The sequence below is a fragment of the Pseudomonas sp. P5_109 genome, assembly GCF_034009455.1.
Taxonomy (GTDB): Bacteria; Pseudomonadota; Gammaproteobacteria; order Pseudomonadales; family Pseudomonadaceae; genus Aquipseudomonas.
Genome location: NZ_CP125380.1, coordinates 6,443,852 through 6,465,776 on the forward strand (window position 1 = coordinate 6,443,852; position 21,925 = coordinate 6,465,776).

A 21,925-nucleotide genomic window follows, 5' to 3' on the forward strand; every position below is an offset into this window, starting at 1 on the left:
GTAGGGTTTTCCGACCTGAAAAGGAACTTACGCAGTCTTTCGGGAACAATCGCGTGTCGAACTTCCAACACAAAACCATGTTCTAGCGGAGAGCAATTTAAATGAGCAAGCAAAACCTGGTCGAACTGCTGCCAAAAAGCGGCAAAATCGCTATTGAACTGGATTGGGATGAAGTTCTCAAACTGGTACAATCTGGCGATGTAATTAAATACAACTCAGGGAGTGAGAGCCTCATTGCACTCAAGGTGTTCGAACAGAAAGCGAATAACCAATTCGACATAAAAATCTACTCCGAAGCAAAGTAAGTTATCTAACAGCCCACCTCACGTGTTGAGGTGGGCTGATTAACAACGCAATCAATCCTGGCGAAGGTAATGATGACTTCGTCATGGGCGCATGCTCATCGCCCTCCCTACGACTCCTGAACGACTTCGTCTACATTGTCTGTCGAGCCAATCCGCTCACATAACAACAATCAGGAGCGTGTACATGTCATTGCAAGGCAAAACCCTGTTCATCACCGGCGCCAGCCGCGGCATTGGCCGCGAGATTGCGCTGCGGGCCGCCCGCGACGGGGCCAACATTGTGATCGCCGCCAAAAGTGCCGAACCCCACGCCAAGCTGCCGGGGACGATTTTCAGCGTCGCAGAGGAAGTGGAAGCCGCCGGGGGAAAGGCCTTGGCGTTGCAGGTTGATGTGCGTGATGAAGACGCCGTACGGGCGGCGCTGGCCCAGGCCAACGAACATTTCGGCAGCATCGATGCACTGATCAACAACGCCGGCGCGATCAAGCTGACCGGTGTTCAGCACATAGAACTCAAGCGCTTCGACCTCATGCACCAGATCAACACCCGTGCCGTTTTGCTATGCAGCCAGGCGGCACTGCCGTATCTGAAAAAGTCTGGTGGACACATCCTCAACCTGTCCCCACCGCTGAACCTGGCGACCAAGTGGTTCGCCCAATACAGCCCCTACACCGTGACCAAGTACGGCATGAGCATGCTGACCCTGGGCATGAGTGAGGAATTCAGGAACTACGGCATAAGCGTCAACTCGCTGTGGCCACAGACCATGATCGCCACCGCCGCGATCGAGTTTCAGTTGGGGTCGAGGGAATCGTTCAAGCATGCGCGCACACCGGCGATCATGGCGGATGCGGCGCATGTGATCCTGAGCAGCGCCAACCGCAGCTTGACCGGGCGTTTGCTGATTGATGAGGAAATACTGCGGGAGAGCGGCATTACCGAGTTCGAACACTACCGGTTCGCCCCCGACAGCAGCGACAAGCTGATGACTGACCTGTTTGTCGACTAAACACCCTCCCCTGTAGGAGCGAGCTTGCTCGCGATGGACGTCAACGATGACGCTGGCAACCTGGCACCCCGCGGCGTTCTCAGGTTCATCGCGAGCAGGCTCGCTCCTACAGTAGATCGGTGTTGATCAGAACTCGATGCGCACGTCGCCCTTCGGCACACTGCAGCACGACAGAATGTACCCTTCGGCTTCGTCTTCCTCGGTGATCCCGCCGTTGTGTTCCATCTCCACTTCGCCGCCCAGCTTCAGCACCTTGCAGGTGCCGCAGATCCCCATGCCGCACGCTTTCGGAATCATCAGGCCGACCTTCGCCGCCGCCGCATGTACGGTCTCGCCCGGCGCCACGCGAATGCTCTTGCCGGAGGCGGTGAACTCCACTTGATGCAAGTCCGCGGCGTCGACTTCCGGCGCGTCTGCCGCCTGCTCGGCGTGCTCCACGGCGTCAGCGCGCGCCTCTGGCGGCGTCGCACCGAAGGATTCTTCGTGATAACGCGCCATATCGAAGCCAGCGGCTTCCAGCAAGCGCTTGACCGCATTCATATAGGGTGTCGGGCCGCAGCAGAATACTTCGCGCTCAAGGAAGTCAGGCGCCATCAATTCAAGCATTCTGTGGTTCAGGTAACCGCGATAACCGGCCCAGGGCTCACCCATGCCGTGCTTCTCGCAGATCAGGTGCAGGCTGAAGTTGTCGATCCGCGACGCCATGTGTTCCAGCTCACGGTGGTAAATGATGTCTTTAGGCGAACGGGCGCTGTGGATAAACACCATGTCGACATTGCCGTTGGTGTCGTAGAACCAGCGGGCCATGGACATGACCGGCGTGATACCAACGCCACCGCTCAGGTAGAGCACTTTCGGCGCGGTGAAGTCCATGGCATTGAACAGTCCGACCGGGCCGTGCACCGCCAGCTCCTGGCCTTCGTGCAGGGTGTCGTGCAGCCAGTTCGAAACTTTGCCACCCGGCACGCGCTTGATGGTCACCGAAAAGCTGTAGGGTACCGACGGCGAGCTGGAAATGGTGTAAGAACGCATGATCGGCTGGCCTTCGATTTCCAGCTCCAGGGTGACGAATTGCCCCGGCTTGAAGAAGAACAGGATCGGCTGGTCGGCCATGAAGCAAAAGGTGCGCACATCCCAGGTTTCCTGGATGACTTTGACGCAACGGACGATGTGTCGACCATTGGCCCAGGTCTGGGTGGTTACCGGGTTCAGGAAGCTGTTGGACATGCTGATCTCCACGGCCGACTGTCGGCCTTCATGTTGGCGATTCTGCGTATAGCGCGAACCACCCGTTTACCTATCTGCGACATTGACATGCTTATCGCGACCAGCCCCCAACTACCGGGGCTTGCGCGTCGGGAACAGATTGCACCATGTCGCCCATGGATAAGGTTCTGGCCAGCGCCGGCCCCACACTCGCCTCAACAGATAACTGCTGTTTTTTGTCTTGCGTCGCACAACCGTAGCCACTATTCGCCGGCCACACAGAATGGCCTTGAGGATTAAATGATGGACGTCACTACTACCCTGAGCCTGGGCGATCCGCTGGAACCCGCACGCAAGGCCACTGCACAGATGCTGCAAGAGCGCGAGCGCACCTACTCGCTGCCGCAGCCGTTTTACTCCGACGAGCGCCTGTTTGATATCGACATGCAGGAAATCTTTCAGAAGGAGTGGCTGATCGCCGGCATGACCTGCGAAATCCCCACCAAGGGCAACTACCTGACCCTGCAGGTCGGCAAGAACCCGATCATCGTGATCCGTGGCGCCGAAGGCGTGGTGCACGCGTTCCATAACGTCTGCCGCCACCGTGGCTCGCGCCTGTGCACCAGCGAAAAAGGCAAGGTCGCCAAGCTGGTTTGCCACTACCACCAGTGGACTTACGAGCTTGATGGTCGCCTGCTGTTCGCCGGCACCGAAATGGGCGCCGACTTCGACATGAAGCAGTACGGCCTCAAGCCGGTGAACGTGAAGACTGCCGGCGGCTACATCTTCATCAGCCTGGCGGAGAACCCGCCGGCCATCGATGACTTCCTGTCGACGCTCAACCATTACATGGAACCGTACGACATGGAGAACACCAAGGTGGCGATCACCACCACCTTGATGGAAAAGGCCAACTGGAAGCTTGTGCTGGAAAACAACCGCGAGTGCTACCACTGCAACGCGTCGCACCCGGAATTGCTGAAAACCCTGCTGGAATGGGACGACGTCACCGACCCGCGCGCCGACCAGGCGTTCAAGGACCACGTCGCCGCCTCCGCCGCTGCGTGGGAAGCCGAGAAGATCCCTTACGCCCACGCCAGCTTCGGCCTGCGTAACCGCATCGTGCGCATGCCGCTGCTCAAGGGCACCGTGTCGATGACCCTGGACGGCAAGCAGGGCTGCGCCAAGCTCATGGGCCGCATCAAGAACCCGGACCTGGGCTCGATGCGCATCCTGCACCTGCCGCACTCCTGGAACCACTGCATGGGCGACCACATCATCGTGTTCACCGTGTGGCCGATCAGCGCCCAGGAAACCATGGTCACCACCAAGTGGATCGTGCACAAGGACGCGGTCGAAGGCGTGGACTACGACGTGGAGCGCATGCGCCAGGTCTGGGACGCCACCAATGACCAGGACCGTCGCCTGGCCGAAGAGAACCAGCGTGGCATCAACTCCACCGCGTACCAGCCTGGCCCGTACTCCAAGACCTATGAGTTCGGTGTGGTGAACTTCGTGGATTGGTACAGCGAGCGCCTGCTGAGCAACCTGGGGGCCGAGCCTGCGCCGTATCTCAAGGGTGTACCCGTCCAAGGCTAACCCCTGCCCTCTGTAGGAGCGAGCCTGCTCGCGATGAACCTGAGAACGCTGCTGGGTGTCAGGTTGCCAGCGTTATCGTTGACGTCCATCGCGAGCAGGCTCGCTCCTACAACCAGCTTAGAACTGTACGAAATATGATCTATCTCGTTCAGACCTATGCCAGCCGCACCTCCCAGCCTTCCGCGAACAAGTTATCCACACCTCCACCCACAGCTATTGGGGACAACTGTGGAAATCTCGCAAAATTTCTTCCCTGAAACCAAAGAAAAACCGTGACTTATCCAGAAGCCTGCTTTCAAGAACGCACTGATCACTTTTTGATCAATCTCTTGGAAGGCACGGTCTGTATAGCGTTCAGAAGATAGCGAACACCTTATCCACAGAAGCGCCAACAGACTTTGGGGGCAACTTGCGAGGTGCTGTGGAAAACCGCTACAGGCCGCAAAAACTCTGCGCTTGCACAGGCTTAAGCGGTACAAAACCATGAAATGATCGTTTTTTGATCAGAATCCTGAAAGCCACGGTTTATATGGCTTGTGGCGGTAAGCGAACATCTTATCCACAGAAGCGCCAACAGACTTTGGGGGCAAGTCGAAGCGCTCGAGCGTGCTTATCCCCCAGGAAAAACCATGGAAAACCGCAACTTAGCGTGGTTGTTTTTTGATCACATGGCTGGAGAGCCCGATCTGCATGGGCTGTAGCGAGGGGCGAACAGGTTATCCACAGTGGCGTTAACAGGGATTGTGGGTAAATCCCATCAGACCCGGTTGAAGCAAGACCGCCCCGTGTCGATATCCAGATTCAATTCAAAGTCATTAAAGGCACGCCAGCCGAGCAAAATCGAGGGCACGTAGCGCCCAGACAATATCGACGGTGGAATGGTGAAGCCTGGATAATATTTGTAGCTGATCATCTGAGTGCTGCCCGGCAATTTCAACACGCCCTTGAAGGCTTGGAAGCGTTGTCTTCCGGTGGCGTTCGTGCTTGAGTTAGGGCCCATGGAGTCGAAAGCGTTGACCGACTCACCTGGCGCAGCCGACGTCAGGTAATCCACGTTTCCGGTATCCACAATTGCCAATGTTGCCCGATTATCCAGCTGTGCTTCGATGGTCAGTCTCTGGTTGATGTCCGTGCGGGTGTAGGCAATGGGCGACTCGCATCGCGCGGCAGGCACAGGATTGAACTCCAGCGCTTTTTTGGTGATTTTCAGCCGCCCCAGTTTGCTGATCAGATCGAGCCCCAACAAATTGTCACGATCACTGACAAACACCAGCACATTCTTGAACTGGCTTGTGCCGACGGTTAGCGAATCAACAATTCCGAGGCTGGCAGACAGGTCCTTCTCGCCATAAAAGGTGCTGTAGGCGTAGTGGGAGTCGGTCAGCAACCTGATTCCCATCAGCTTCGCGGTTGCTTGATTGACGCGGGTTTGCGGAGCACCGGTATCCAGAACAAATCGAGCTGAATGACCACTTGCCCCATGGACGTCTATGAACGGCAGCTCTTGGTCAGCAATGGAAAAATCACTGGAATAGGGATGAATTGCCAGCACCTCTCGCTGCCGCGTTCTGCTCACCGAAAAATCATCACTGGCCCTCAATATCGAGAGCGACTCGTTGCCGAACATGGAAAACAGCACTGTCAGCTCAGCATCGGCTGCTATGAGCCGAGCGTGTTTTCGCTTGATCGCCAGGTAGTAGTCAGGGATCTGATTGGCGGCTTTTAGCTCCAACATCCGGCCAATCACGGAAACTGAGCAATTCAAGTTACTCATGGCATCCAGAAATTGCTCACAGCGTTGTCGCATCTGCGCCACGGTGGCTTTCTGCCCCTGCTTCGACTGCAGCCATTGATCATAATCCCTATCGACCTCATGACCTGCCCCAGAGCCGTTTGTCGGGGTGGCAGGCATCGATCCCGAAGACACGCAGATCGCCCATGCAAAGAGCATCAGAGACCGATTGAAAGCCGTCATGTTCAACCCATTCATAAGAAACGAGTTTAATCCGCAAGCCGTGGACACCTGACAGATCGCGCAACCATGCAGTACCTCGAACTGCGCATAAAAACTGTAGTTCACCGTGATGCTGGATGCAGAGCGAGGCGCATTCTTTCTCAAGTTATATTGTTCAAGACAAAATTTGTTTTACACTCAGGCAAGCAGTTAATTCCAATTGCCTGGGTTATTGAAGAAGTCCTTGGCGGGCACGGAGGTTAAACGGTGATGTGGCAGGGCAAGCTATCATTGATAGCGCCGAGCCATCGCTGCGCCAAAGGTTTTACGCTGATTGAATTACTACTGACGCTGGCTCTGCTGGCCACGCTTTCGACAGTAGCTTATCCGCTGACGGCGGTGATGGGAAAACGCGACCGGGAACTTGAACTGCAGCGTTCGCTGCGGGAAATACGGCGGGCGATTGATTCTTATAAAGAAGCCGCGGACGACGGCCGTATTGAAAAAAGTATCAGCGACAGCGGTTACCCCCCCAACTTGCAAGCCTTGGTCCAGGGTGTCACCGACAAGAGTGATATCAAAGGCAGAAAACTGTTCTTCCTGCGCCGTATCCCCCGCGACCCTGTTTGTGAATGCCCCGAACTTCCACCCATAGATACCTGGCAGTTACGCAGTTACCAAAGCAGTGTCGACAACCCATCAGAGGGAGAAGATGTATTTGACGTTTCATCCCGCAACCAACGGGAGAGTCTCAATGGAACGCCCTACACCCGGTGGTAACCGGGCCTCCCGGGGATTTACCCTGATCGAACTGCTGGTGGTCATGGCGATCATTGCCACGCTCATGACTCTCGTCACGCCCCAATACTTTCGCCAACACACCAAGGCCAAGGAAACCGTACTTCGGCATAATCTGACGTCGATCCGCCAGTCACTGGATCAATATCGAGAGGATCACGGCAACAACCCCGGATCCCTCCAGGACCTCGTCAACCGCCGCTACCTGCGGGAAATCCCCCTCGACCCCATTACTGGCAAGCGTGACACCTGGCAATTACAAACTGCCGATGAGCAAGGCCTGGGTGATGTGCGCAGCGGTGCCTCAGGCCAAGGCAATGACGGAACGCCCTATGCAGACTGGTAAGCAGCCCTGATCCTCGCTAACTTGCGCGTCGCTACGCCTTTCCTCTCCTTGTATCTTCACGTGACCGTTCGTCGTAACTGTTATTTCTAACAGCTAGTGGCAGTCGCTCACTTGGCGTATTCATTTCAGACATGATTTAACTTTTGAAATTTTTTGGACTCATTCCAAATAAAGCGAAATGAATACGACAATGGAAAAACTGACTCCGATTGTCCATAGAGAAAACCTCATAGCGCTATTTTATGCTCGAGATTATCTATTAAACGCACATAAGAACGAAAAGCTCGTTATCAACGACAACACCCTTCAGACGGGTAAACAGCGCCAGCAAGGCTCGGTGTTCATGGGCATGTTGGTTTCAGTGGCAATTGTCGCGGTGATGCTGATGGAAACTGGCACGCTCTGGTCAAGTGTGCTGCAACGCGAACGCGAACTGGAACTTTTGGCCCGCGGCGGTGAAATACGCCAGGCCATCGGCCTGTATTACGAACATGGCAAATCCTTCCCCAAAACCCTCGATGACCTGGTGCTGGATCGCCGCATGCCGACCACCAAACGCTACTTGCGCCGGGTCTATGAGGACCCCCTGTCGGGTACCACCGAATGGGGGCTGATCAAGGGCCCGGGCAACAGCATCATGGGCGTCTTCAGCACCGCCAAGGGAACACCTTTCAAGCAAAACAACTTCTCCAAAAAGAATCAGAGCTTCACGGGACAAGGCAGTTATCAAGGGTGGATGTTTCTGTACGTCCCTGGACAGAGTAACCCTCCAATAAGTTTCACGCCCAATGGAGTTGAACCGACCGGATGAAGTTAACAGCGACAAATCACCCTGATTGTTCCATGCAGTTCGGAACACGCATATCTGAATTGAAGGTGGACACCCACATGAAGAACCTACAGCGAAACAAGCGTTCCTTGCTGCGTTGGATGATGGCGGCAGTGTTATTAGTACCCACACTCGTCTGGGCCCATGGCGCAGTGGATATTCCTGTTTCACGACAGGTGCATTGCTATACGCTCCCGGGTTTCTGGGGAGGTACCAATGACCCGGCCTGCAAAGCTGTACACGAGGTGAGCGGATCATATCCGGGGCAACAATGGAACGAAGTGGCCAAACTGGTCAAAGACTACAAAAATGACACTGCGGTCATGGAGGCGATACCGGATGGACAACTCTGCTCTGCCGCCGACCCACTCAAAAACGGACTTAACCTACCCTTGGCCTCCTGGTACAAAACATCTATCACACCCAAGAATGGCATCATGGAAGTACGGATTATCGGTACCGCCCCCCATGTCGAAAGCTTCGTGAAAATTTACCTCAGTAAACCCGGCTATAACGCTGCGACGACGAAGCTGAAGTGGAGCGACCTGGAATTAATCCATGAAGAAACGATGAAGGTGGCCCGCACTGACTGGGGCAGTCAGCCGCCGAAAATTGCAGGGGCCACGGGTTTCTTCAAGTTCAACGTAGCCATTCCCCCAGGCCGTTCGGGTGATGCCGTGCTCTATACCCGGTGGCAGCGTGAGGATCCGGCAGGCGAAGGCTTTTACAACTGCAGCGACATCAACATTGCCGGTGCCGGGACACCTGATCCGCTACATGATCTGGGTCCATTTATTTCCGGTATGGATGACCTCAAAGTAGGGTACGCCGTGCATTTCCGCATCTTGGGCGGTCCGCCGGCGTTCAAGGAAGTCGTCGATATCACGCAAAAGATCGACCAAAATAACTTGAACCCTAACGTCTGGGGGCGTCAGGTAGCTGAACAAGTGCCGGCGAATATCGCCAGGATTGGTGAAAAAAACGGCAATAACGTGGTGTTCAACGCCATCAACGCTGCCGCCAACTCTGTCTACGCAACCCATGAGGCTTACACCAAGGCCATGTCCATCCTCCCCGGTGATGGTGAGACGCCTATCAACCCAACAGCCCCAGTAGCAAGGATTACCGGCCCAAGCACTTTGGTGTCAGGACAGACTTATACCTTTTCTGGCCAGTCCTCAATCGGGTACAACGGTAGGTTGCTCTTTAGTTGGGTCCCTGCTGGGACGACCGAAGTACTGAATGGCGACACAGTGACGTTCAAAGCCTACTCCTCCACACAACCAGGAGATCACGTTGTACGGTTGATCGTGCGCGATACTCAAAATGGGAAAGCCAGCGCCCCCACCGAGTTCCCCGTGAAGATCAATCCGGCCAACGGCGACACTTATCCCCCTTATGTAGAGAACAAAACACCTCCATACGCCCCTAATGAGAAGGTTTCGAACAAAGGTGCAAACTATCAGTGCAAACCCGGTGGTGAGAGTGGGTGGTGTTCGCAAGCCCCGAGCTTTTACGCGCCTGGAACGGGTAGTCACTGGAAAGATGCCTGGATCGAAATAGATTAACTACATTCCGATTGATTTCCACCTATTAAGCGCCGCGCTTTGCAGTGCGGCGCTTTTAATAAACGAAAACATACTTCAAATTAATGACATAACTCTGGTTCGACCTTAAACGACAATCCGATTCACCCAGAAGTACAGTGACGCAGTTCTACCGGCTGTGCCTGTGTAATTACGGGCCGGAAAAACCCTATACAACCGCCGTGCCTTGGCACTCCCAACAGGGTATTTCAATGCGCTCTCTATCGATACCTTCTATTGCCTCACGCGCACAACAGGGTTTCACCTTATTAGAACTACTGGTTGTTCTACTAATTATCGCCCTGCTCGCCGGCTACGTCGGACCGAAGATGTTCGATCGACTTGAATTGGCCAAGGTGCAATCCGCCAAAGGCCAGATGAAGTCCCTGGGCGATACCTTGAATCAGTACCGCCTGGACAATAGTCATTACCCCAGCGAAGCCCTGGGCTTGAAAGCGCTGATCGAACGCCCTGCATCCGAGCCCAATTGGCATGGCCCTTATCTGCCGAAAGGCGCACCACCCGATCCATGGAACAATCCCTACCTGTACAAAAACCCTGGAGCAGCCCACGAGATCGAGATTATCTCCCTGGGCCGCGATGGCCAGGCTGGCGGCGAAGGGACGAGTGCTGACATCGTGTTTGGTCAATGAACATGCACCGTTTCGTCCTCGCACTGGGCGCCATGTTTTTGATCAACGGCGCGCACGCCAATTGTTGGCAACTGGCGGGCAGCCGATACCACATTGACCCATTGCTGCTCTACGCCATCGCCAGAGTTGAGTCGGGCTTGAACCCGATCGCCCGCAACCTCAACAGCGACGGCAGCCATGACATCGGCTTGATGCAAATCAACAGCCGCCATCTGCCAGCACTGGCGCAATTCGGCATCACCGAACAACACCTGCTGACCCAACCCTGCACCAGCGTGATCGTCGGAGCATGGGTGCTCGCCGGGTTCATCCGCGAGAAAGGTTACGGCTGGCAAGCCGTCGGTGCCTATAACGCCGGTACGCGCCCCGGACGTGATGCCCGTCGTTCGCGCTACGCCGCCGCCGTCTGGCGTTATTACGGTGAACTGCAGCAGCGCAGGCAACAACTGGCCGGGCCAACACCATGATCGACTTCGAGGCACGCATCATCCGCGATGGCCATTTGCAGACCCTGCGCATCCAGGCGCCGGACCTTGCCCAGGCACGCCGGCAGTTGCAGGACGACGGTACGCAGATCATCTCTGTGCAAGCGCGTCGCCAACTGAAGCTGCCCAGCCGTCGCACAAAATTTGCCCTGGGCCTGTTCATTCAGGAACTGGTGGTATTGCTCGATGCCGGCCTGGTGCTGGTGGAAGCGGTGGAAACCTTGCGCGACAAAGCGGCACCCGGCGTCAATCGGCAGCTCATGAGTGAGCTGCTGGAATCGATGTACCAGGGCAACGCGCTGTCCCGGGCAATGCAGTTCAAGCCGCAGACGTTTCCTTCGCTGTTGATTGCTACCGTGGCGTCCTCGGAGCACAGCGGCCAGTTGTCCGTCGCGCTGCGGCGTTATCACCATTTCGAGGCTCACCTGGAGACGGTGAAAAAACGCATCAGCGGTGCACTGATGTATCCCTTGGTGGTACTGAGTGTCGGCGCGCTGATCCTGCTGTTCCTGTTGTTTTTTGTGATCCCGCGATTTGCCTCGGTGTTCGATGCGGTAGCCGATCTGCCGGCCACCGCCCGGTTCATGGTGTGGTGGGGAGCACTGGTGCAAACGCGTGGTGTGGAGCTGATGCTCGGCACCCTGGTGGCTGTCGCCAGCCTGGTGCTGCTGTTGCGCAGCGACGCCTTCAAGCAGCGGGCCAGCGCACTGTTCTGGAAAATCCCGAGCCTGGGTGCCCAGCGCACGCTGTTTATCCTCGCCCGCTTTTACCGCACCGCCGGAATGCTGCTGATGGGCGGGATGCCGGTGGTCACGGCGATCGCGTTGTCCGGCGCGCTGCTGCCCGGTGAACGCCAGGGCGCACTGCGCCAGGCCATGACCGACATCCAGGCTGGCCAGCCGCTGTCGACATCCCTGGCACGCCACCAACTGACCACCGCTGTCGCTGAACGCCTGTTGCGGGTGGGCGAGCAAAGCGGTGAATTGGCGGCGATGTGTGAACGCATTGCGCAATTTCATGATGAGGCGCTCGAACGGGCCATCGAATTGTTCAGCAAGGTCTTCGAACCCCTACTGATGCTGGTGGTCGGCGGCTTGATCGGGCTGATCGTGTTCATGTTGTACATGCCGATTTTCGAGTTGGCGGGCTCCATCCAGGGGTAATGCGATGAGTGATCAAACCCGACAATGGCAAATCCTCGCCGACCGGCAAGGGCTGTCGATGGCCAATTATTTGCTGGAGGAGCTGAACAACACGCCCGAGCAATTGCAGGCAATTGCCAGACAACTCGGTTTGAAGGCCATCGACCCGCGAGAACTCGACAATCACTGGCGTTTCGACCTGCTGCCCCTGCCCCAGGCGCTGATCCATCAGGTGCTGGTGGTGGACAATCAAGGTGAGCCCTGCCTGGTGTTGGGGGATCCGTTTTCACTGGCCAGTCGTCGCTGGATCCAGTCTTCCAGAACCTTGCAATCACTGCCTCTGGGCATGAGTTTGGCGGGCGCGGTGAAACAGCAGTTGACCCTGGCCGAAGCCAGCCAACGGGTCATGCAACCCTTCGGCGAGGACGACGAAAATGCTCGAGTAATGCAGGCAGCCCAGGAGATCTCACTGAGCAGTATTGCCCGCGACGACAACCCGGTGGTGCGCCTGGTCAACTCAATGTTATTCGATGCCCTGCAAAGCCGCGCGAGCGATATTCACGTCGAATCCACGCCCCAGGGCCTGGAGATCAAGTACCGCATCGACGGTGTGCTGCAAAAAATGGGGCAGGCAGCCGGGCTGGATATGGCAGAGCAGTCGCTGTCGCGGATCAAGGTCTTGTCGGAGCTGGACATAGGCGAACGACGGGTGCCTCAGGACGGTCGTTTCAAGGCCAGGATTCAGGCTCGCGAAGTGGATTTTCGGGTGTCGATCATGCCCAGTATCCACGGCGAAGATGCCGTGCTGCGTATCCTCGACAAGTCGCAACGGGGCGAAGCACTGAGCCTCGATTCCCTGGGACTGGCTGCCGACACCATCGCGCGTATTCGTGTCCTGGCCAGTGAGCCCTACGGCATGTTGCTGGTGACGGGGCCAACCGGTAGCGGCAAATCCACCACCTTGTATGCCGCCTTGTCGGAGACCAATACTGGCGAAAAGAAAATCATCACCATCGAAGACCCGGTGGAATACGAGTTACCAGGGGTCTTGCAAATTCCGGTCAACGACAAAAAGGGGCTGACCTTCGCCCGTGGCCTGCGCTCGATCCTGCGTCATGACCCGGACACGATTCTGGTGGGGGAAATCCGCGACGGCGAGACTGCCGGCATAGCCGTACAGGCAGCGCTGACCGGGCACCTGGTGATGTCCTCGGTGCATGCCAACAGCGCCTTCAGCGTGTTGGAGCGCTTCATCTACATGGACGTGGAGCCGGCCAGTTTTGTCGAGGCGCTGAACGGTGTGGTTGCCCAACGACTGGTACGGCGCATCTGCGAGGAGTGCGCCGTGGATATCGAGCCCGATGCTGAACTGACGCGACTGGCGAAGCTGTCGCCATTGCACTTGAAGGACGGTCGTTACCGGGTCGGCAAGGGTTGTGAGGCCTGTCGTCACACCGGCTATCGCGGGCGATTGGCACTGGCCGAGGTGTTGACCGTCACCGACAGCATCAAGGAAGGATTGCTGCAACGCAGTTCGGCGTCTGCCCTGCGGGAGTTGGCGCAGCAGGCTGGCCACCTGTTTATCCGCGATATCGCACTGGCCAGCGCTGCCGCCGGACACACCACACTCAAGGAGATTCACCGTGTCATCTCTCTGTATTGAGCACGTGGTGTTGCTGCAAAGCACGGGCGCCAGCTGGGCCGCCCGCCCCCGCTGGAAAACCGCAACGACCTGGCGCAGTCACCAGGACGGCGAGCCCCTGGGTGCTTGCGCCGCCCTGCTGGAACGGGCGCCAAGAGGGCGTTTGCGCTATCTGGACCGGGTCACATTACTGTTGGGCTTTCCCCATGTGCACTACTGGATTCTGCCCTGGCAAGCAGGCCTGTATAGCCAGGCCGATTGGCAAGGTTACGCCCGGGCGAGCTTGAGCCAGCAGACCGGCATTGACCCGACCCTCTGGCAGGTACAGGTCGCACCGCCAGGCTTCGGTCAAAGCTGCCTTGCGGTGGCTACTCCCCTGGATCTGCTGGAAGACTTGCGCATCCTGTTCAAGCTCAAGGCCCTGCCGTTTAGTGCCTGTGTACCCTTGCTGACAGCAACCCTGCAGCATTACGGCAAGCAGTTGCGTGGTGACTGTGTGTTGGCGGTGCCTGAAACCAGCGCCCTCGGTTGCGTCTACCTGCAGCAAGGGAAAGTCAGCCAGGTCTGCTTGATACACACCGCTCCCGACAGTCTCCTGAGTAACAACCTGTTCACCGCCAACCTATTGGTTGAACAACACCCGCCAACCACCTTTGTCGCCACCCCTCGCCCCGTGGAGCCGCCCGAACACTGGCTGGGGCCACCCCACCCCTGGTTGATGGAGCCGGCACCATGAACCTCGCGCTGCGCAACCGCTGGCAACGCCTGCGGGCCCCGCGCTTGCCGACGATCGATTTTCTGCACCCCGGTGCCACCCGCCGCCCCCTTGTGGCGTTGCTATGGCTGATCGCCCTGATGGTGTTGCTCACCACATCGCAGCACTGGCAGCAGATGCAGCATCAACAGCGACAGACCGACGAATTGGAGCAGCAGTTCATCCAACTGGCCCGGCAACAGGAACAACTGATTCAGTCTGCCATCCACCTTTCACCCCAGCAAAAGCAACAGTTGGTGATCTTCGCCAGGCAAGCGGTCACCCCGTTCCCCCTGCTCGATGCCGTGGGGCAAGCGTGGTCCCACGATGTGGCGCTGACACGCCTGGAGGTCAACACCCAGACCCAAATACTGAACCTTGACCTGGAAGCTCGGGTTCTGGGCGACGCGTTTCGCTTTGTCGAGCGACTCAAGACCCTGAAAGGCATTCAAGTAAACCTGCAACAAAGCAGCCGTAAAACCAACGATCCAGCCCTCCCGGTGCTGGTCAAGCTAACCCTTGACGGCGGATAAGCCATGATCAAGCGCTTGACGCGTCGCCTGCCCTCCCTCGTTCAATGGCTACCACGCCTGCAGTGGCAACTGGCGCATTGGCAGCAAATCCTCGGCTTCTGGGGCCTGCTCGCCCTCGGGGTCATTACCTGCTCGTTGTTGATTAAATGGACACTGATTGTCCCGTCCCTTGAACAGGACGCCTTGCGTCGCCAGGAACTGCAGGCAGCCATCGCCGAACGCCCTCAAGATGTACAGGTCACCGAGCCGGCAGTGGTAGAAAAATTACCCAGTGCCCAGGCCTTCGCGACTCGCCTGGAAAAGATCCTGACGCTGATTCAGCAACAGGGATTCAACATCGACCAGACCACCCTGTCCTACTCAACGCCCGGCGATGACGGACTGCAACGGCTGGACATCGACATCCCCCTGGCTGGCACTTATCCAGCATTGCGTCAGGCCTTGGCCATCGTGGTGCAAGAACCGGCGGTGCGTATCGAAAACCTCACTCTGGAGCGCAAGGAGATCGACATTGCGCAGTTGACCATCAACCTCAAGTTGAGCGTATTGGGGGTGGTTGATTGAAAGTGCCACTCTATCTGCGGATCTTGCTACTGCTCACCCTGTGCGGTTGCGGCTGGTTGTTCTGGCAGGATCAGGCCGGCAGCCCCAACACACCAACATCCCCCGCAGCAGTGTCCGAAGTATCCACCCCGACGCCACCTGAGCCGACGCAAACGGCGGTTGCTGAAACCGGCCCTCTGGTGGATGTATTCCCGATTCAGACCTGGAAGCCACCACCTCCACCCCCGGTGGTCAGCAACCCGACACCGACACCGCCGCCCCTGCCGTTTGTTGTCAGTGCGCAATGGCGCTATCAAAACCAGGCCAAGATCGTCGTGCTCAGAGGTAACGGCAACCAATACACCTTGTGCAACCGATGCACCGTACCGGGCCGGATTCGGCCTGGCGGCATGCTCGACAAAGACTACCGGCTGGACAAATTGACCGACACCAGCGTGGTGCTGACGTACTTACCGATGAAGCACGTCAGCACTTTACATCTGGGAACCCAACCGTGACGGAAAAAGAGAGTGCCCATGTCAACGCGCACACTAGTTCACTGCTGCCTTGGATTGTTCCTGCTGACCGGTTGCCAGACGCAGCGCGCCATCGAGCAAAGCGATGAACTGCGCCAGCAAGGTCAAATCGTGGATTCGGTAGAACTGCTGCAAGCCGAAGCCAGGGAAAACCCCGACGATGTACGACTGCGCACCGCCAACTTCAGCAAACTGGAAATATTGGTCGCCCAATACAGCCGCGAGGCCAGCGCCGCGTTGCTGCGTGGTGATGACGCCGCGGCCATCGCCGCCATGCAAACCATCCTCAAGTACGACCCTGGCAACCTCGGCGCCCGCCAGGAAATCCAGAGCATCCAGATGATGCAGCAGCTACGCCCGCAATTGGCTCGGGCTTTCGCGATGAAAGGCAGCAATCCGGTAGAAGCCCTGAATCTGGTGCGCCAGATCATCGCGCAGAAACCCAACTATCGCGCAGCCCTTGAGCTGCGCAATGCCCTGACCCGCGAACTGGTGAGCGCCGATTACCTGAGCCCCGACCTCAGTGACGCCATGCGCAAACCCGTGAGTCTGGAGTTCAGCTCCCAGAGCCTGACGGCCATCTTCGAGACCATCGCCCGCGTGTCAGGCGTCAACTTCGTCATCGACAAGGACGTGAACCCCAATGCCGCCGCCAGCATGACCGCCACCAGAACCACCGCTGAAGATGCACTCAACCTGCTGCTGGCAACCCAGCAACTGCAGAAGAAAATCCTCAACGCCAACACCATCCTGGTGTACCCCTCACGGCCGGAAAAAGATCGCGAATACCGTGAACTGGCGGTGCGTACCTTCTACCTGAGCCACAGCGACCCGAAGTTGATCGCCGCCGAAATCAAGCAGTTGCTCAAGCCCAAGGAAGTGCTGGTGGATGAGCGCCTCAACGCAGTGATTGTGCGCGATGGTCTCGACACCTTGAGCGCCGTGGAAAAACTAGTGGAAGCCATCGACATCGCCCAGTCGGAAGTGACCATTGATATTCAGGTGCTCGAGGTCAGCCTGGCGGACGAACAGAACCTGGGGATCGCCTACCCCGAAAGCATCGGCCTTTCGGTGGGCAACTTCACCAACCTGCCCGAGGGGCTCGCCGGCACCCCTATCAGCGCATTGCGGGGGATCAATGGCGATAACATTTTGCTCGACACCGGGAGTACTTCAGCACGGATCAACTTGCTACAACGCAGCGGCAACACCGTGACCCTGGCCAACCCAAGGGTTCGTGTGAAAAACCGCGAGCAGGCTCAGGTCAATATCGGAGACAAGATTCCAGTGATCACCACCACGACCGCCAACCAGATCAGCACTTCTTCAGTGAGCTACCAGGACGTGGGCCTGAAAATCGAAGTGCAGCCCAACATCAGCCTGGCCGACGAAATCAGCCTCGATCTGTTTGTGGAAATGAGCCACATCACCAAACGCATCCCTGGCTCGGAAAATGTTCCGGCTACCTTTGAGCTGGGATCCCGTTCCACCAAAACCATGCTGACAGCACGCAACAATGAAACCCAAGTGGTCTCAGGACTCATCCGCACGGCAGATATTGATGAAGGGTCGGGCTTGCCATGGCTGAGCAATATCCCGTGGCTGGGCAAAACCTTGTTCGGTACCAATCTGGGCACCCAGCAGAGGACAGAAATCATCCTGCTGCTCACCCCCCGGATCGAGCGCAATCTGGATCTGCCGATCTCTCAGGTCAGCACCTTCCACAGCGGTACCGAGGCGCGCAGTTCCACCGAAGGGATGATCCTGCGTGACACCAGCAATAGCGTCACTCTCAAATCCAGCGGCGCTCCGAGTACCCTGGGTGCACCGCTGCTACCGCCGATGCAGCAACCGGACGCCAGCTGGCAGCCGTTGCCGCCGCCGGTGCAACAGCAAACGGCAGCGCCGACCGTACCGCCACCCGTACAGCCGGCACCCATTCCCGCAGCCCTTGGTCCATAATCACCCTGGATCGAATGCACGAGCGGGCTTGCTCGCCACCACTTCAGCGAACCACGCCCTCTTCAATCAGCAATTTGAGGATTGCCTCAGCCCCAGCTTGCGCCGTCACGCCTTTAAGCACCTGCCCGCCGCCGCCACTGGCCTTGGCCGTTGCGGCTTTCATACGATCGGCGCCACTTTTAGCCTTGATCACTTTCAAGCGCTTTGGCCGTGGCTTGGCCGGTTGCAGGGTGGCGACCGCCAGCAGTTCATCGTCGACGATTTCCACGTCCCGGGCCTGCAACACCCCGCGTCGGGCCGGGCCATAGGCGCTCTGGCGCGGCTTTGGCGCTGCGTTATCCACAGTCGCCAGGAACGGCAGACGCACCTTCAACCGACGACGCTGACCACGGGGCAAGGCTTGCAGCACCAGCGCCGAACCGCCATCGATCGACTCGACCTGCGCCAGCCCCACCACCAGCGGCCAGCCGAGGCTTTCGGCCAGCAGGAAGGGCAACATGCCGGAACCTTCACCGGTTTCTGCCTGGCTGCCGGTCAACACCACCTGAGCACCGGCATCGCGCAGATATTCGGTCAATGCCGGCAGTGCATCGGCACCCTCGGGTTGCTCAAGCACATGCAACTGTTCCAGGCCCATGCCCAGATAAGCGCGCAGCGCAGGCTCGGTGATGTCGCCGGCATGCAGCACTTGCAAGTTATCCCCAGCCAGTTGCAGACCCAGTTCCACCGCCCGTGCATCCTGTTCCGCGCGACGCGGCCGACCGGAGGTCGGGTGGGCGCCGATGGACACCAGGCTGATGATTTTCGTGCTCATAACCCTTTCCTTCCCTTAAGCCGCATCGCGCTTGGCGTCGTTGCGGTAAGCCTCTACCGCCTCGATCAAGGCTTGAAGAATCTCCGCGCTCTCGCCGATCACCGAGAGGTCTGCGCGCTTGATCATGTCGCAGCCAGGGTCAAGGTTGATCGCCACCACCTTGTCGCAGGCACCGATGCCTTGCAGGTGCTGGATCGCCCCGGAAATCCCTACTGCCACATAAACCCGTGCGGTAACCCAGGTGCCGGACGCGCCGACCTGACGGTCGCGGGCCATGAAGCCGTCGTCCACCGCCACCCGCGATGCGCCTTCGGTCGCGCCGAGGGCTTCGGCGGTCCTGTGGAAAAGTCCCCAGTCCTTGACCCCGTTGCCGCCGGAGAAAATGAACTCGGCTTCGGCCATGGGGATCGCCGCCGGATCGACTGCCACCGCACCCAGGTCTTCGATCCGCGACAGGCTGCGCGCCACGGTTGTGGATAACTCCACCGGCAAGGCTTCGTGACGGGTTTCACTGACCGGTTCGGCGCACTCGGCCGCCGCCAGAATCAAGCGCGCAACCGGACGCGCGAGGTCTTGCAGACCGGCACCGGCGCGGCCGATGCACTCCTGGTCCTTGACCTGCCAGACCCGCGTCGCCGGGCGTTCGCCCAGCGCTGCGGCAAAGCGTCGGCCAAGTTCGCCACCGCCGCTGCGGCTGTCCGGCAGCAACCAGTGACGTGGGCTGAACTGGTTATCCACAGCCCTCAGGCCCTGGACCCGTTGTTCCGGTGCATAACCGTTGAATTCTTCACCTTCCAGCACCAGCAGGCGGTCGACGCCCGCCGTGGCAAAAGCGCTTTCCTTGTGTTCGCCGAAGACCACGGCCAGCACCGCGCCGTCATTGCCGGCCAGTTGATGGGCCAGGCCCAACAGGTCGCGGTCATGGCTGCTCAGGCGGCCACCGACCATGTCGGGTACCACGCAGATGTAGTGCGCCGGGGCAGGCACTTGATGCAGCGGCAATTGCACTTCAACAGCGGCGGTACGCTTGGTCGCCCCGCCCTGCTGCGCGCCACTGCGGTCGATTCGCTTGATCCCGTTGGGGCCGATAAAGCCAATGCCATGGGGATTCTTGCGGATGACACCGTTGGGGCCCATCCAGCTGTGTTGCGCCGGCTGCATGGCCGCATGCAGCGGGTGCAGACGGTTGCGGGCGATCCATTCAGCCCGCGGGTCGCGGCGAATAATGTCGCTCATCAGTGCACCTCCGCAGGTTCACGTTGGGCCGGTGCAGCTGGCTTGCTTGGCGCTGAGTCTTCCAGCAACGCATCGGCCACCAGTTCGGCAATGTCCTTGATCAACGGCCGGGGTTCGACCACGCCTTCGAGCATGGCGGTGCATTGTGGACAACCCACCGCCACCAGTTCGGCGCCGGTTTCACGGATGTCTTCCATGCGCATGTCGGGAATCCGCTGCTTGCCCGGAATGTCGGTGATTGGCGCGCCGCCACCGCCGCCGCAGCAGCGCGAACGGAAACCGGAACGTTGCATCTCTTTCACTTCGATCCCGAGGGCGCGCAGGACCTGGCGCGGCGCCTCGTACTCGCCGTTGTAGCGGCCGAGGTAGCACGGATCGTGATAGGTCACGCTGTCGCCTTTGTGCTGGCCAAGATTGAGCGCGCCAGCATCGATGATTTCCGCCATGTAGGTGCTGTGGTGCTGCACCAGGTAGTTGCCATCGAAGGCGCCGTACTCGTTTTTCAGCACGTGGAAGCTGTGCGGATCGCAGGTGACGATACGGTTGAAGCTGTATTTGGCCAGGGTCTGGATGTTGCGCTTGGCCAACAGTTGGAAAGTCGCCTCATCGCCCAGGCGCCGCGCCACGTCACCGCTGTCGCGCTCTTCGAGGCCGAGCACGGCGAAGTCTATTTTCGCCGCTTTCAGCACTTTGACGAAGGCGCGCAGGGTACGCTGGTTGCGCATGTCGAAGGCACCGTCGCCAACCCAGAACAGCACGTCGGTGGATTTCTTTTCGCTGAGCAGGTTGAGGTTCAGGTCCGCCGCCCAGTTCATCCGCCCGCCCGGCGCGAAGCCGCCCGGGTTGTCGGTGGCGATCAGGTTTTCCAGGACCTCGGCGCCCTTGTTCGGGGTCGCACCTTTTTCCAGGGTCAGATGACGGCGCATGTCGACGATGGCATCGACGTGCTCGATCATCATCGGGCATTCCTCGACGCAGGCGCGGCAGGTGGTGCACGACCACAGGGTCTCGGCGTCTACCAGGCCGTTGACGATCGGTTGATGCGGATTACCGGCGTGTTCACCGATGGCCTTGCCCGGATACGGGCTGCCGGCGAATTTCGCATCGGTGCCACCGGCCAGGCCGACGACCATGTCCTGAATCAGTTTTTTCGGGTTCAGCGGCTGGCCGGCAGCAAACGCCGGGCACGCCGCTTCACATTTACCGCACTGCACGCAGGCGTCGAAGCCGAGCAACTGGTTCCAGGTGAAATCCTTGGGTTTTTCCACGCCCAGTGGCGCGGTCGGATCGTTCAAGTCCAGCGGCTTGAGGCCCGTGGAACGACCGCCACCGAAACGTTCGGCGCGACGGTGCCAGGCCAGGTGCAGCGCACCGGCGAAGGCGTGTTTCATCGGCCCGCCCCAGGTCATGCCGAAGAACAGCTCCGACACGCCCCACAACACGCCGACTCCGAGAATCACTGCCAACAGCCAGCCACCGAAGTTTTCCGGGAGGATGCCGGCCACCGGCAAGGTCACCAGGAAGAAAGAGGCCGAGAACGCCAGCAGGCTTTTCGGCAGGCGCATCCACGGGCCTTTCGACAGGCGCGCCGGCGGGTTGCGCCGACGCAGGTAAACGAAGATCGCGCCGACGAACATCACCGCCGTCATCAGCAGCAGCGCATAGCCGAGGAAGCGGTTATGCAGGCCGAAACCGTGCACCAGAATCGCCAGCACGATGGACGCCACCGCACCGCCGGCCGTGGCCACGTGGGTGTTGGCAATGTATTTGTCTCGCGCCACCACATGGTGCAAGTCGACCATGTAACGCTTGGGCATGGCGAACAGGCCGCCGATCAGGTCGACTTTCGAAGCCCGGCCCCGGCGCCACATGGCCACCCGCCGCAACGCACCCAGGACACCAAGGCCCAAGGCGGCGAACAACAGGATTGGAAGAAGGGTGTTCAACATGGTGAAGCTCCCACAAACCACGGAGTCATGCATCGGTCTTGTAG

General features: G+C 58.6%; 21 protein-coding genes. 16 read left to right on the forward strand and 5 right to left on the reverse strand.

Annotation, left to right across the window (positions count from 1 at the left end):
• Nucleotides 1-101: 101 nt before the first annotated feature.
• Together QMK54_RS28720 and QMK54_RS28725 are read left to right on the forward strand one after the other, a co-directional pair.
• Nucleotides 102-305, forward strand: a complete 204-nt coding sequence (locus tag QMK54_RS28720) for a hypothetical protein (protein ID WP_223589808.1) — start codon at nt 102-104, stop codon at nt 303-305.
• 184 nt (nt 306-489) lie between these two features.
• On the forward strand, nt 490-1,314 hold the full coding sequence (locus QMK54_RS28725; RefSeq protein ID WP_223589806.1) for an SDR family oxidoreductase: 825 nt from the start codon (nt 490-492) through the stop codon (nt 1,312-1,314).
• 126 nt (nt 1,315-1,440) lie between these two features.
• Here QMK54_RS28725 and gbcB read toward each other — a convergent pair whose 3' ends face one another.
• Nucleotides 1,441-2,541 (reverse strand): glycine-betaine demethylase subunit GbcB, encoded by a 1,101-nt coding sequence (gene gbcB / locus QMK54_RS28730; RefSeq protein ID WP_110662070.1) that lies wholly within the window; start codon nt 2,539-2,541, stop codon nt 1,441-1,443.
• A 282-nt stretch (nt 2,542-2,823) separates the two neighbouring features.
• Here gbcB and gbcA point away from each other — a divergent pair, with 282 nt between their 5' ends.
• The gene (gbcA, locus tag QMK54_RS28735; RefSeq protein WP_320402952.1) at nt 2,824-4,119 is read left to right on the forward strand and encodes a glycine-betaine demethylase subunit GbcA; all 1,296 of its coding nucleotides are present in this window, start codon (nt 2,824-2,826) and stop codon (nt 4,117-4,119) included.
• 757 nt (nt 4,120-4,876) lie between these two features.
• On the opposite strand, the gene QMK54_RS28740 is transcribed toward gbcA, so the two are convergent.
• Nucleotides 4,877-6,094 (reverse strand): retropepsin-like aspartic protease, encoded by a 1,218-nt coding sequence (locus QMK54_RS28740; protein ID WP_413787350.1) that lies wholly within the window; start codon nt 6,092-6,094, stop codon nt 4,877-4,879.
• A gap of 249 nt (nt 6,095-6,343) precedes the next feature.
• Between QMK54_RS28740 and QMK54_RS28745 the strand changes: the two genes are divergently transcribed.
• The 13 genes from QMK54_RS28745 (at nt 6,344) to QMK54_RS28805 (ending at nt 17,882) form a co-directional block, all read left to right on the forward strand.
• A complete protein-coding gene (locus QMK54_RS28745; protein WP_110662145.1) occupies nt 6,344-6,853 on the forward strand; it encodes a type II secretion system protein in 510 nt (169 codons plus the stop codon).
• Nucleotides 6,828-7,217 carry a type II secretion system protein gene (locus QMK54_RS28750; protein WP_223589804.1) on the forward strand — a complete coding sequence of 130 codons (390 nt, stop codon included), beginning with the start codon at nt 6,828-6,830 and terminating at the stop codon, nt 7,215-7,217. Before QMK54_RS28745 ends, QMK54_RS28750 begins: the two co-directional genes overlap by 26 nt.
• A 190-nt stretch (nt 7,218-7,407) precedes the next feature.
• Nucleotides 7,408-8,028 carry a type II secretion system protein gene (locus QMK54_RS28755; RefSeq protein WP_320401700.1) on the forward strand — a complete coding sequence of 207 codons (621 nt, stop codon included), beginning with the start codon at nt 7,408-7,410 and terminating at the stop codon, nt 8,026-8,028.
• 32 nt (nt 8,029-8,060) lie between these two features.
• Nucleotides 8,061-9,614, forward strand: coding sequence for a lytic polysaccharide monooxygenase (locus QMK54_RS28760; protein WP_320401701.1), 1,554 nt, complete (start codon nt 8,061-8,063; stop codon nt 9,612-9,614).
• A gap of 230 nt (nt 9,615-9,844) precedes the next feature.
• The gene (gspG, locus tag QMK54_RS28765; RefSeq protein WP_110662148.1) at nt 9,845-10,285 is read left to right on the forward strand and encodes a type II secretion system major pseudopilin GspG; all 441 of its coding nucleotides are present in this window, start codon (nt 9,845-9,847) and stop codon (nt 10,283-10,285) included.
• 2 nt (nt 10,286-10,287) lie between these two features.
• A complete protein-coding gene (locus QMK54_RS28770) occupies nt 10,288-10,752 on the forward strand; it encodes a transglycosylase SLT domain-containing protein (RefSeq protein WP_320401702.1) in 465 nt (154 codons plus the stop codon).
• Nucleotides 10,749-11,933, forward strand: a complete 1,185-nt coding sequence (locus QMK54_RS28775; RefSeq protein ID WP_320401703.1) for a type II secretion system F family protein — start codon at nt 10,749-10,751, stop codon at nt 11,931-11,933. The genes QMK54_RS28770 and QMK54_RS28775 overlap by 4 nt, the downstream gene beginning before the upstream one ends.
• 4 nt (nt 11,934-11,937) lie before the next feature.
• On the forward strand, nt 11,938-13,575 hold the full coding sequence (locus QMK54_RS28780; RefSeq protein ID WP_110661774.1) for a GspE/PulE family protein: 1,638 nt from the start codon (nt 11,938-11,940) through the stop codon (nt 13,573-13,575).
• Nucleotides 13,556-14,290 (forward strand): hypothetical protein, encoded by a 735-nt coding sequence (locus tag QMK54_RS28785; RefSeq protein WP_320401704.1) that lies wholly within the window; start codon nt 13,556-13,558, stop codon nt 14,288-14,290. Before QMK54_RS28780 ends, QMK54_RS28785 begins: the two co-directional genes overlap by 20 nt.
• Complete coding sequence (locus QMK54_RS28790; RefSeq protein ID WP_320401705.1) at nt 14,287-14,841, forward strand: hypothetical protein; 555 nt, start codon at nt 14,287-14,289, stop codon at nt 14,839-14,841. Before QMK54_RS28785 ends, QMK54_RS28790 begins: the two co-directional genes overlap by 4 nt.
• Before the next feature lie 3 nt (nt 14,842-14,844).
• On the forward strand, nt 14,845-15,405 hold the full coding sequence (locus QMK54_RS28795; RefSeq protein ID WP_320401706.1) for a GspMb/PilO family protein: 561 nt from the start codon (nt 14,845-14,847) through the stop codon (nt 15,403-15,405).
• Nucleotides 15,402-15,902 carry a hypothetical protein gene (locus tag QMK54_RS28800; RefSeq protein ID WP_413787351.1) on the forward strand — a complete coding sequence of 167 codons (501 nt, stop codon included), beginning with the start codon at nt 15,402-15,404 and terminating at the stop codon, nt 15,900-15,902. The genes QMK54_RS28795 and QMK54_RS28800 overlap by 4 nt, the downstream gene beginning before the upstream one ends.
• An 18-nt stretch (nt 15,903-15,920) precedes the next feature.
• Nucleotides 15,921-17,882, forward strand: coding sequence for a secretin N-terminal domain-containing protein (locus tag QMK54_RS28805; protein ID WP_320401707.1), 1,962 nt, complete (start codon nt 15,921-15,923; stop codon nt 17,880-17,882).
• A gap of 43 nt (nt 17,883-17,925) precedes the next feature.
• On the opposite strand, the gene QMK54_RS28810 is transcribed toward QMK54_RS28805, so the two are convergent.
• Genes QMK54_RS28810 through dgcB form a run of 3 tightly spaced genes read right to left on the reverse strand, consistent with a single transcriptional unit; the run spans nt 17,926 to nt 21,881 of the window.
• Complete coding sequence (locus tag QMK54_RS28810) at nt 17,926-18,696, reverse strand: electron transfer flavoprotein subunit beta (RefSeq protein WP_223589784.1); 771 nt, start codon at nt 18,694-18,696, stop codon at nt 17,926-17,928.
• A gap of 15 nt (nt 18,697-18,711) precedes the next feature.
• Nucleotides 18,712-19,932 (reverse strand): electron transfer flavoprotein subunit alpha/FixB family protein, encoded by a 1,221-nt coding sequence (locus tag QMK54_RS28815; protein WP_110659629.1) that lies wholly within the window; start codon nt 19,930-19,932, stop codon nt 18,712-18,714.
• Nucleotides 19,932-21,881, reverse strand: coding sequence for a dimethylglycine demethylation protein DgcB (gene dgcB / locus QMK54_RS28820; RefSeq protein ID WP_223589781.1), 1,950 nt, complete (start codon nt 21,879-21,881; stop codon nt 19,932-19,934). The genes QMK54_RS28815 and dgcB overlap by 1 nt, the downstream gene beginning before the upstream one ends.
• Nucleotides 21,882-21,925 lie beyond the last annotated feature (44 nt).

Excerpts from the sequence above, each read along its gene's own strand:
- QMK54_RS28795 (WP_320401706.1), top strand. The coding sequence starts at position 14,845 with ATGATCAAGCGCTTGACGCGTCGCCTGCCCTCCCTCGTTCAATGGCTA.
- dgcB (WP_223589781.1), bottom strand. The coding sequence starts at position 21,881 with ATGTTGAACACCCTTCTTCCAATCCTGTTGTTCGCCGCCTTGGGCCTT.
- QMK54_RS28780 (WP_110661774.1), top strand. The coding sequence starts at position 11,938 with ATGAGTGATCAAACCCGACAATGGCAAATCCTCGCCGACCGGCAAGGG.
- QMK54_RS28805 (WP_320401707.1), top strand. The coding sequence starts at position 15,921 with ATGTCAACGCGCACACTAGTTCACTGCTGCCTTGGATTGTTCCTGCTG.
- QMK54_RS28810 (WP_223589784.1), bottom strand. The coding sequence starts at position 18,696 with ATGAGCACGAAAATCATCAGCCTGGTGTCCATCGGCGCCCACCCGACC.
- gspG (WP_110662148.1), top strand. The coding sequence starts at position 9,845 with ATGCGCTCTCTATCGATACCTTCTATTGCCTCACGCGCACAACAGGGT.
- QMK54_RS28770 (WP_320401702.1), top strand. The coding sequence starts at position 10,288 with ATGCACCGTTTCGTCCTCGCACTGGGCGCCATGTTTTTGATCAACGGC.
- QMK54_RS28755 (WP_320401700.1), top strand. The coding sequence starts at position 7,408 with ATGGAAAAACTGACTCCGATTGTCCATAGAGAAAACCTCATAGCGCTA.
- QMK54_RS28790 (WP_320401705.1), top strand. The coding sequence starts at position 14,287 with ATGAACCTCGCGCTGCGCAACCGCTGGCAACGCCTGCGGGCCCCGCGC.
- QMK54_RS28760 (WP_320401701.1), top strand. The coding sequence starts at position 8,061 with ATGCAGTTCGGAACACGCATATCTGAATTGAAGGTGGACACCCACATG.
- gbcB (WP_110662070.1), bottom strand. The coding sequence starts at position 2,541 with ATGTCCAACAGCTTCCTGAACCCGGTAACCACCCAGACCTGGGCCAAT.
- QMK54_RS28740 (WP_413787350.1), bottom strand. The coding sequence starts at position 6,094 with ATGACGGCTTTCAATCGGTCTCTGATGCTCTTTGCATGGGCGATCTGC.
- QMK54_RS28775 (WP_320401703.1), top strand. The coding sequence starts at position 10,749 with ATGATCGACTTCGAGGCACGCATCATCCGCGATGGCCATTTGCAGACC.
- QMK54_RS28720 (WP_223589808.1), top strand. The coding sequence starts at position 102 with ATGAGCAAGCAAAACCTGGTCGAACTGCTGCCAAAAAGCGGCAAAATC.
- QMK54_RS28750 (WP_223589804.1), top strand. The coding sequence starts at position 6,828 with ATGGAACGCCCTACACCCGGTGGTAACCGGGCCTCCCGGGGATTTACC.
- QMK54_RS28745 (WP_110662145.1), top strand. The coding sequence starts at position 6,344 with ATGTGGCAGGGCAAGCTATCATTGATAGCGCCGAGCCATCGCTGCGCC.
- QMK54_RS28725 (WP_223589806.1), top strand. The coding sequence starts at position 490 with ATGTCATTGCAAGGCAAAACCCTGTTCATCACCGGCGCCAGCCGCGGC.
- QMK54_RS28815 (WP_110659629.1), bottom strand. The coding sequence starts at position 19,932 with ATGAGCGACATTATTCGCCGCGACCCGCGGGCTGAATGGATCGCCCGC.
- gbcA (WP_320402952.1), top strand. The coding sequence starts at position 2,824 with ATGGACGTCACTACTACCCTGAGCCTGGGCGATCCGCTGGAACCCGCA.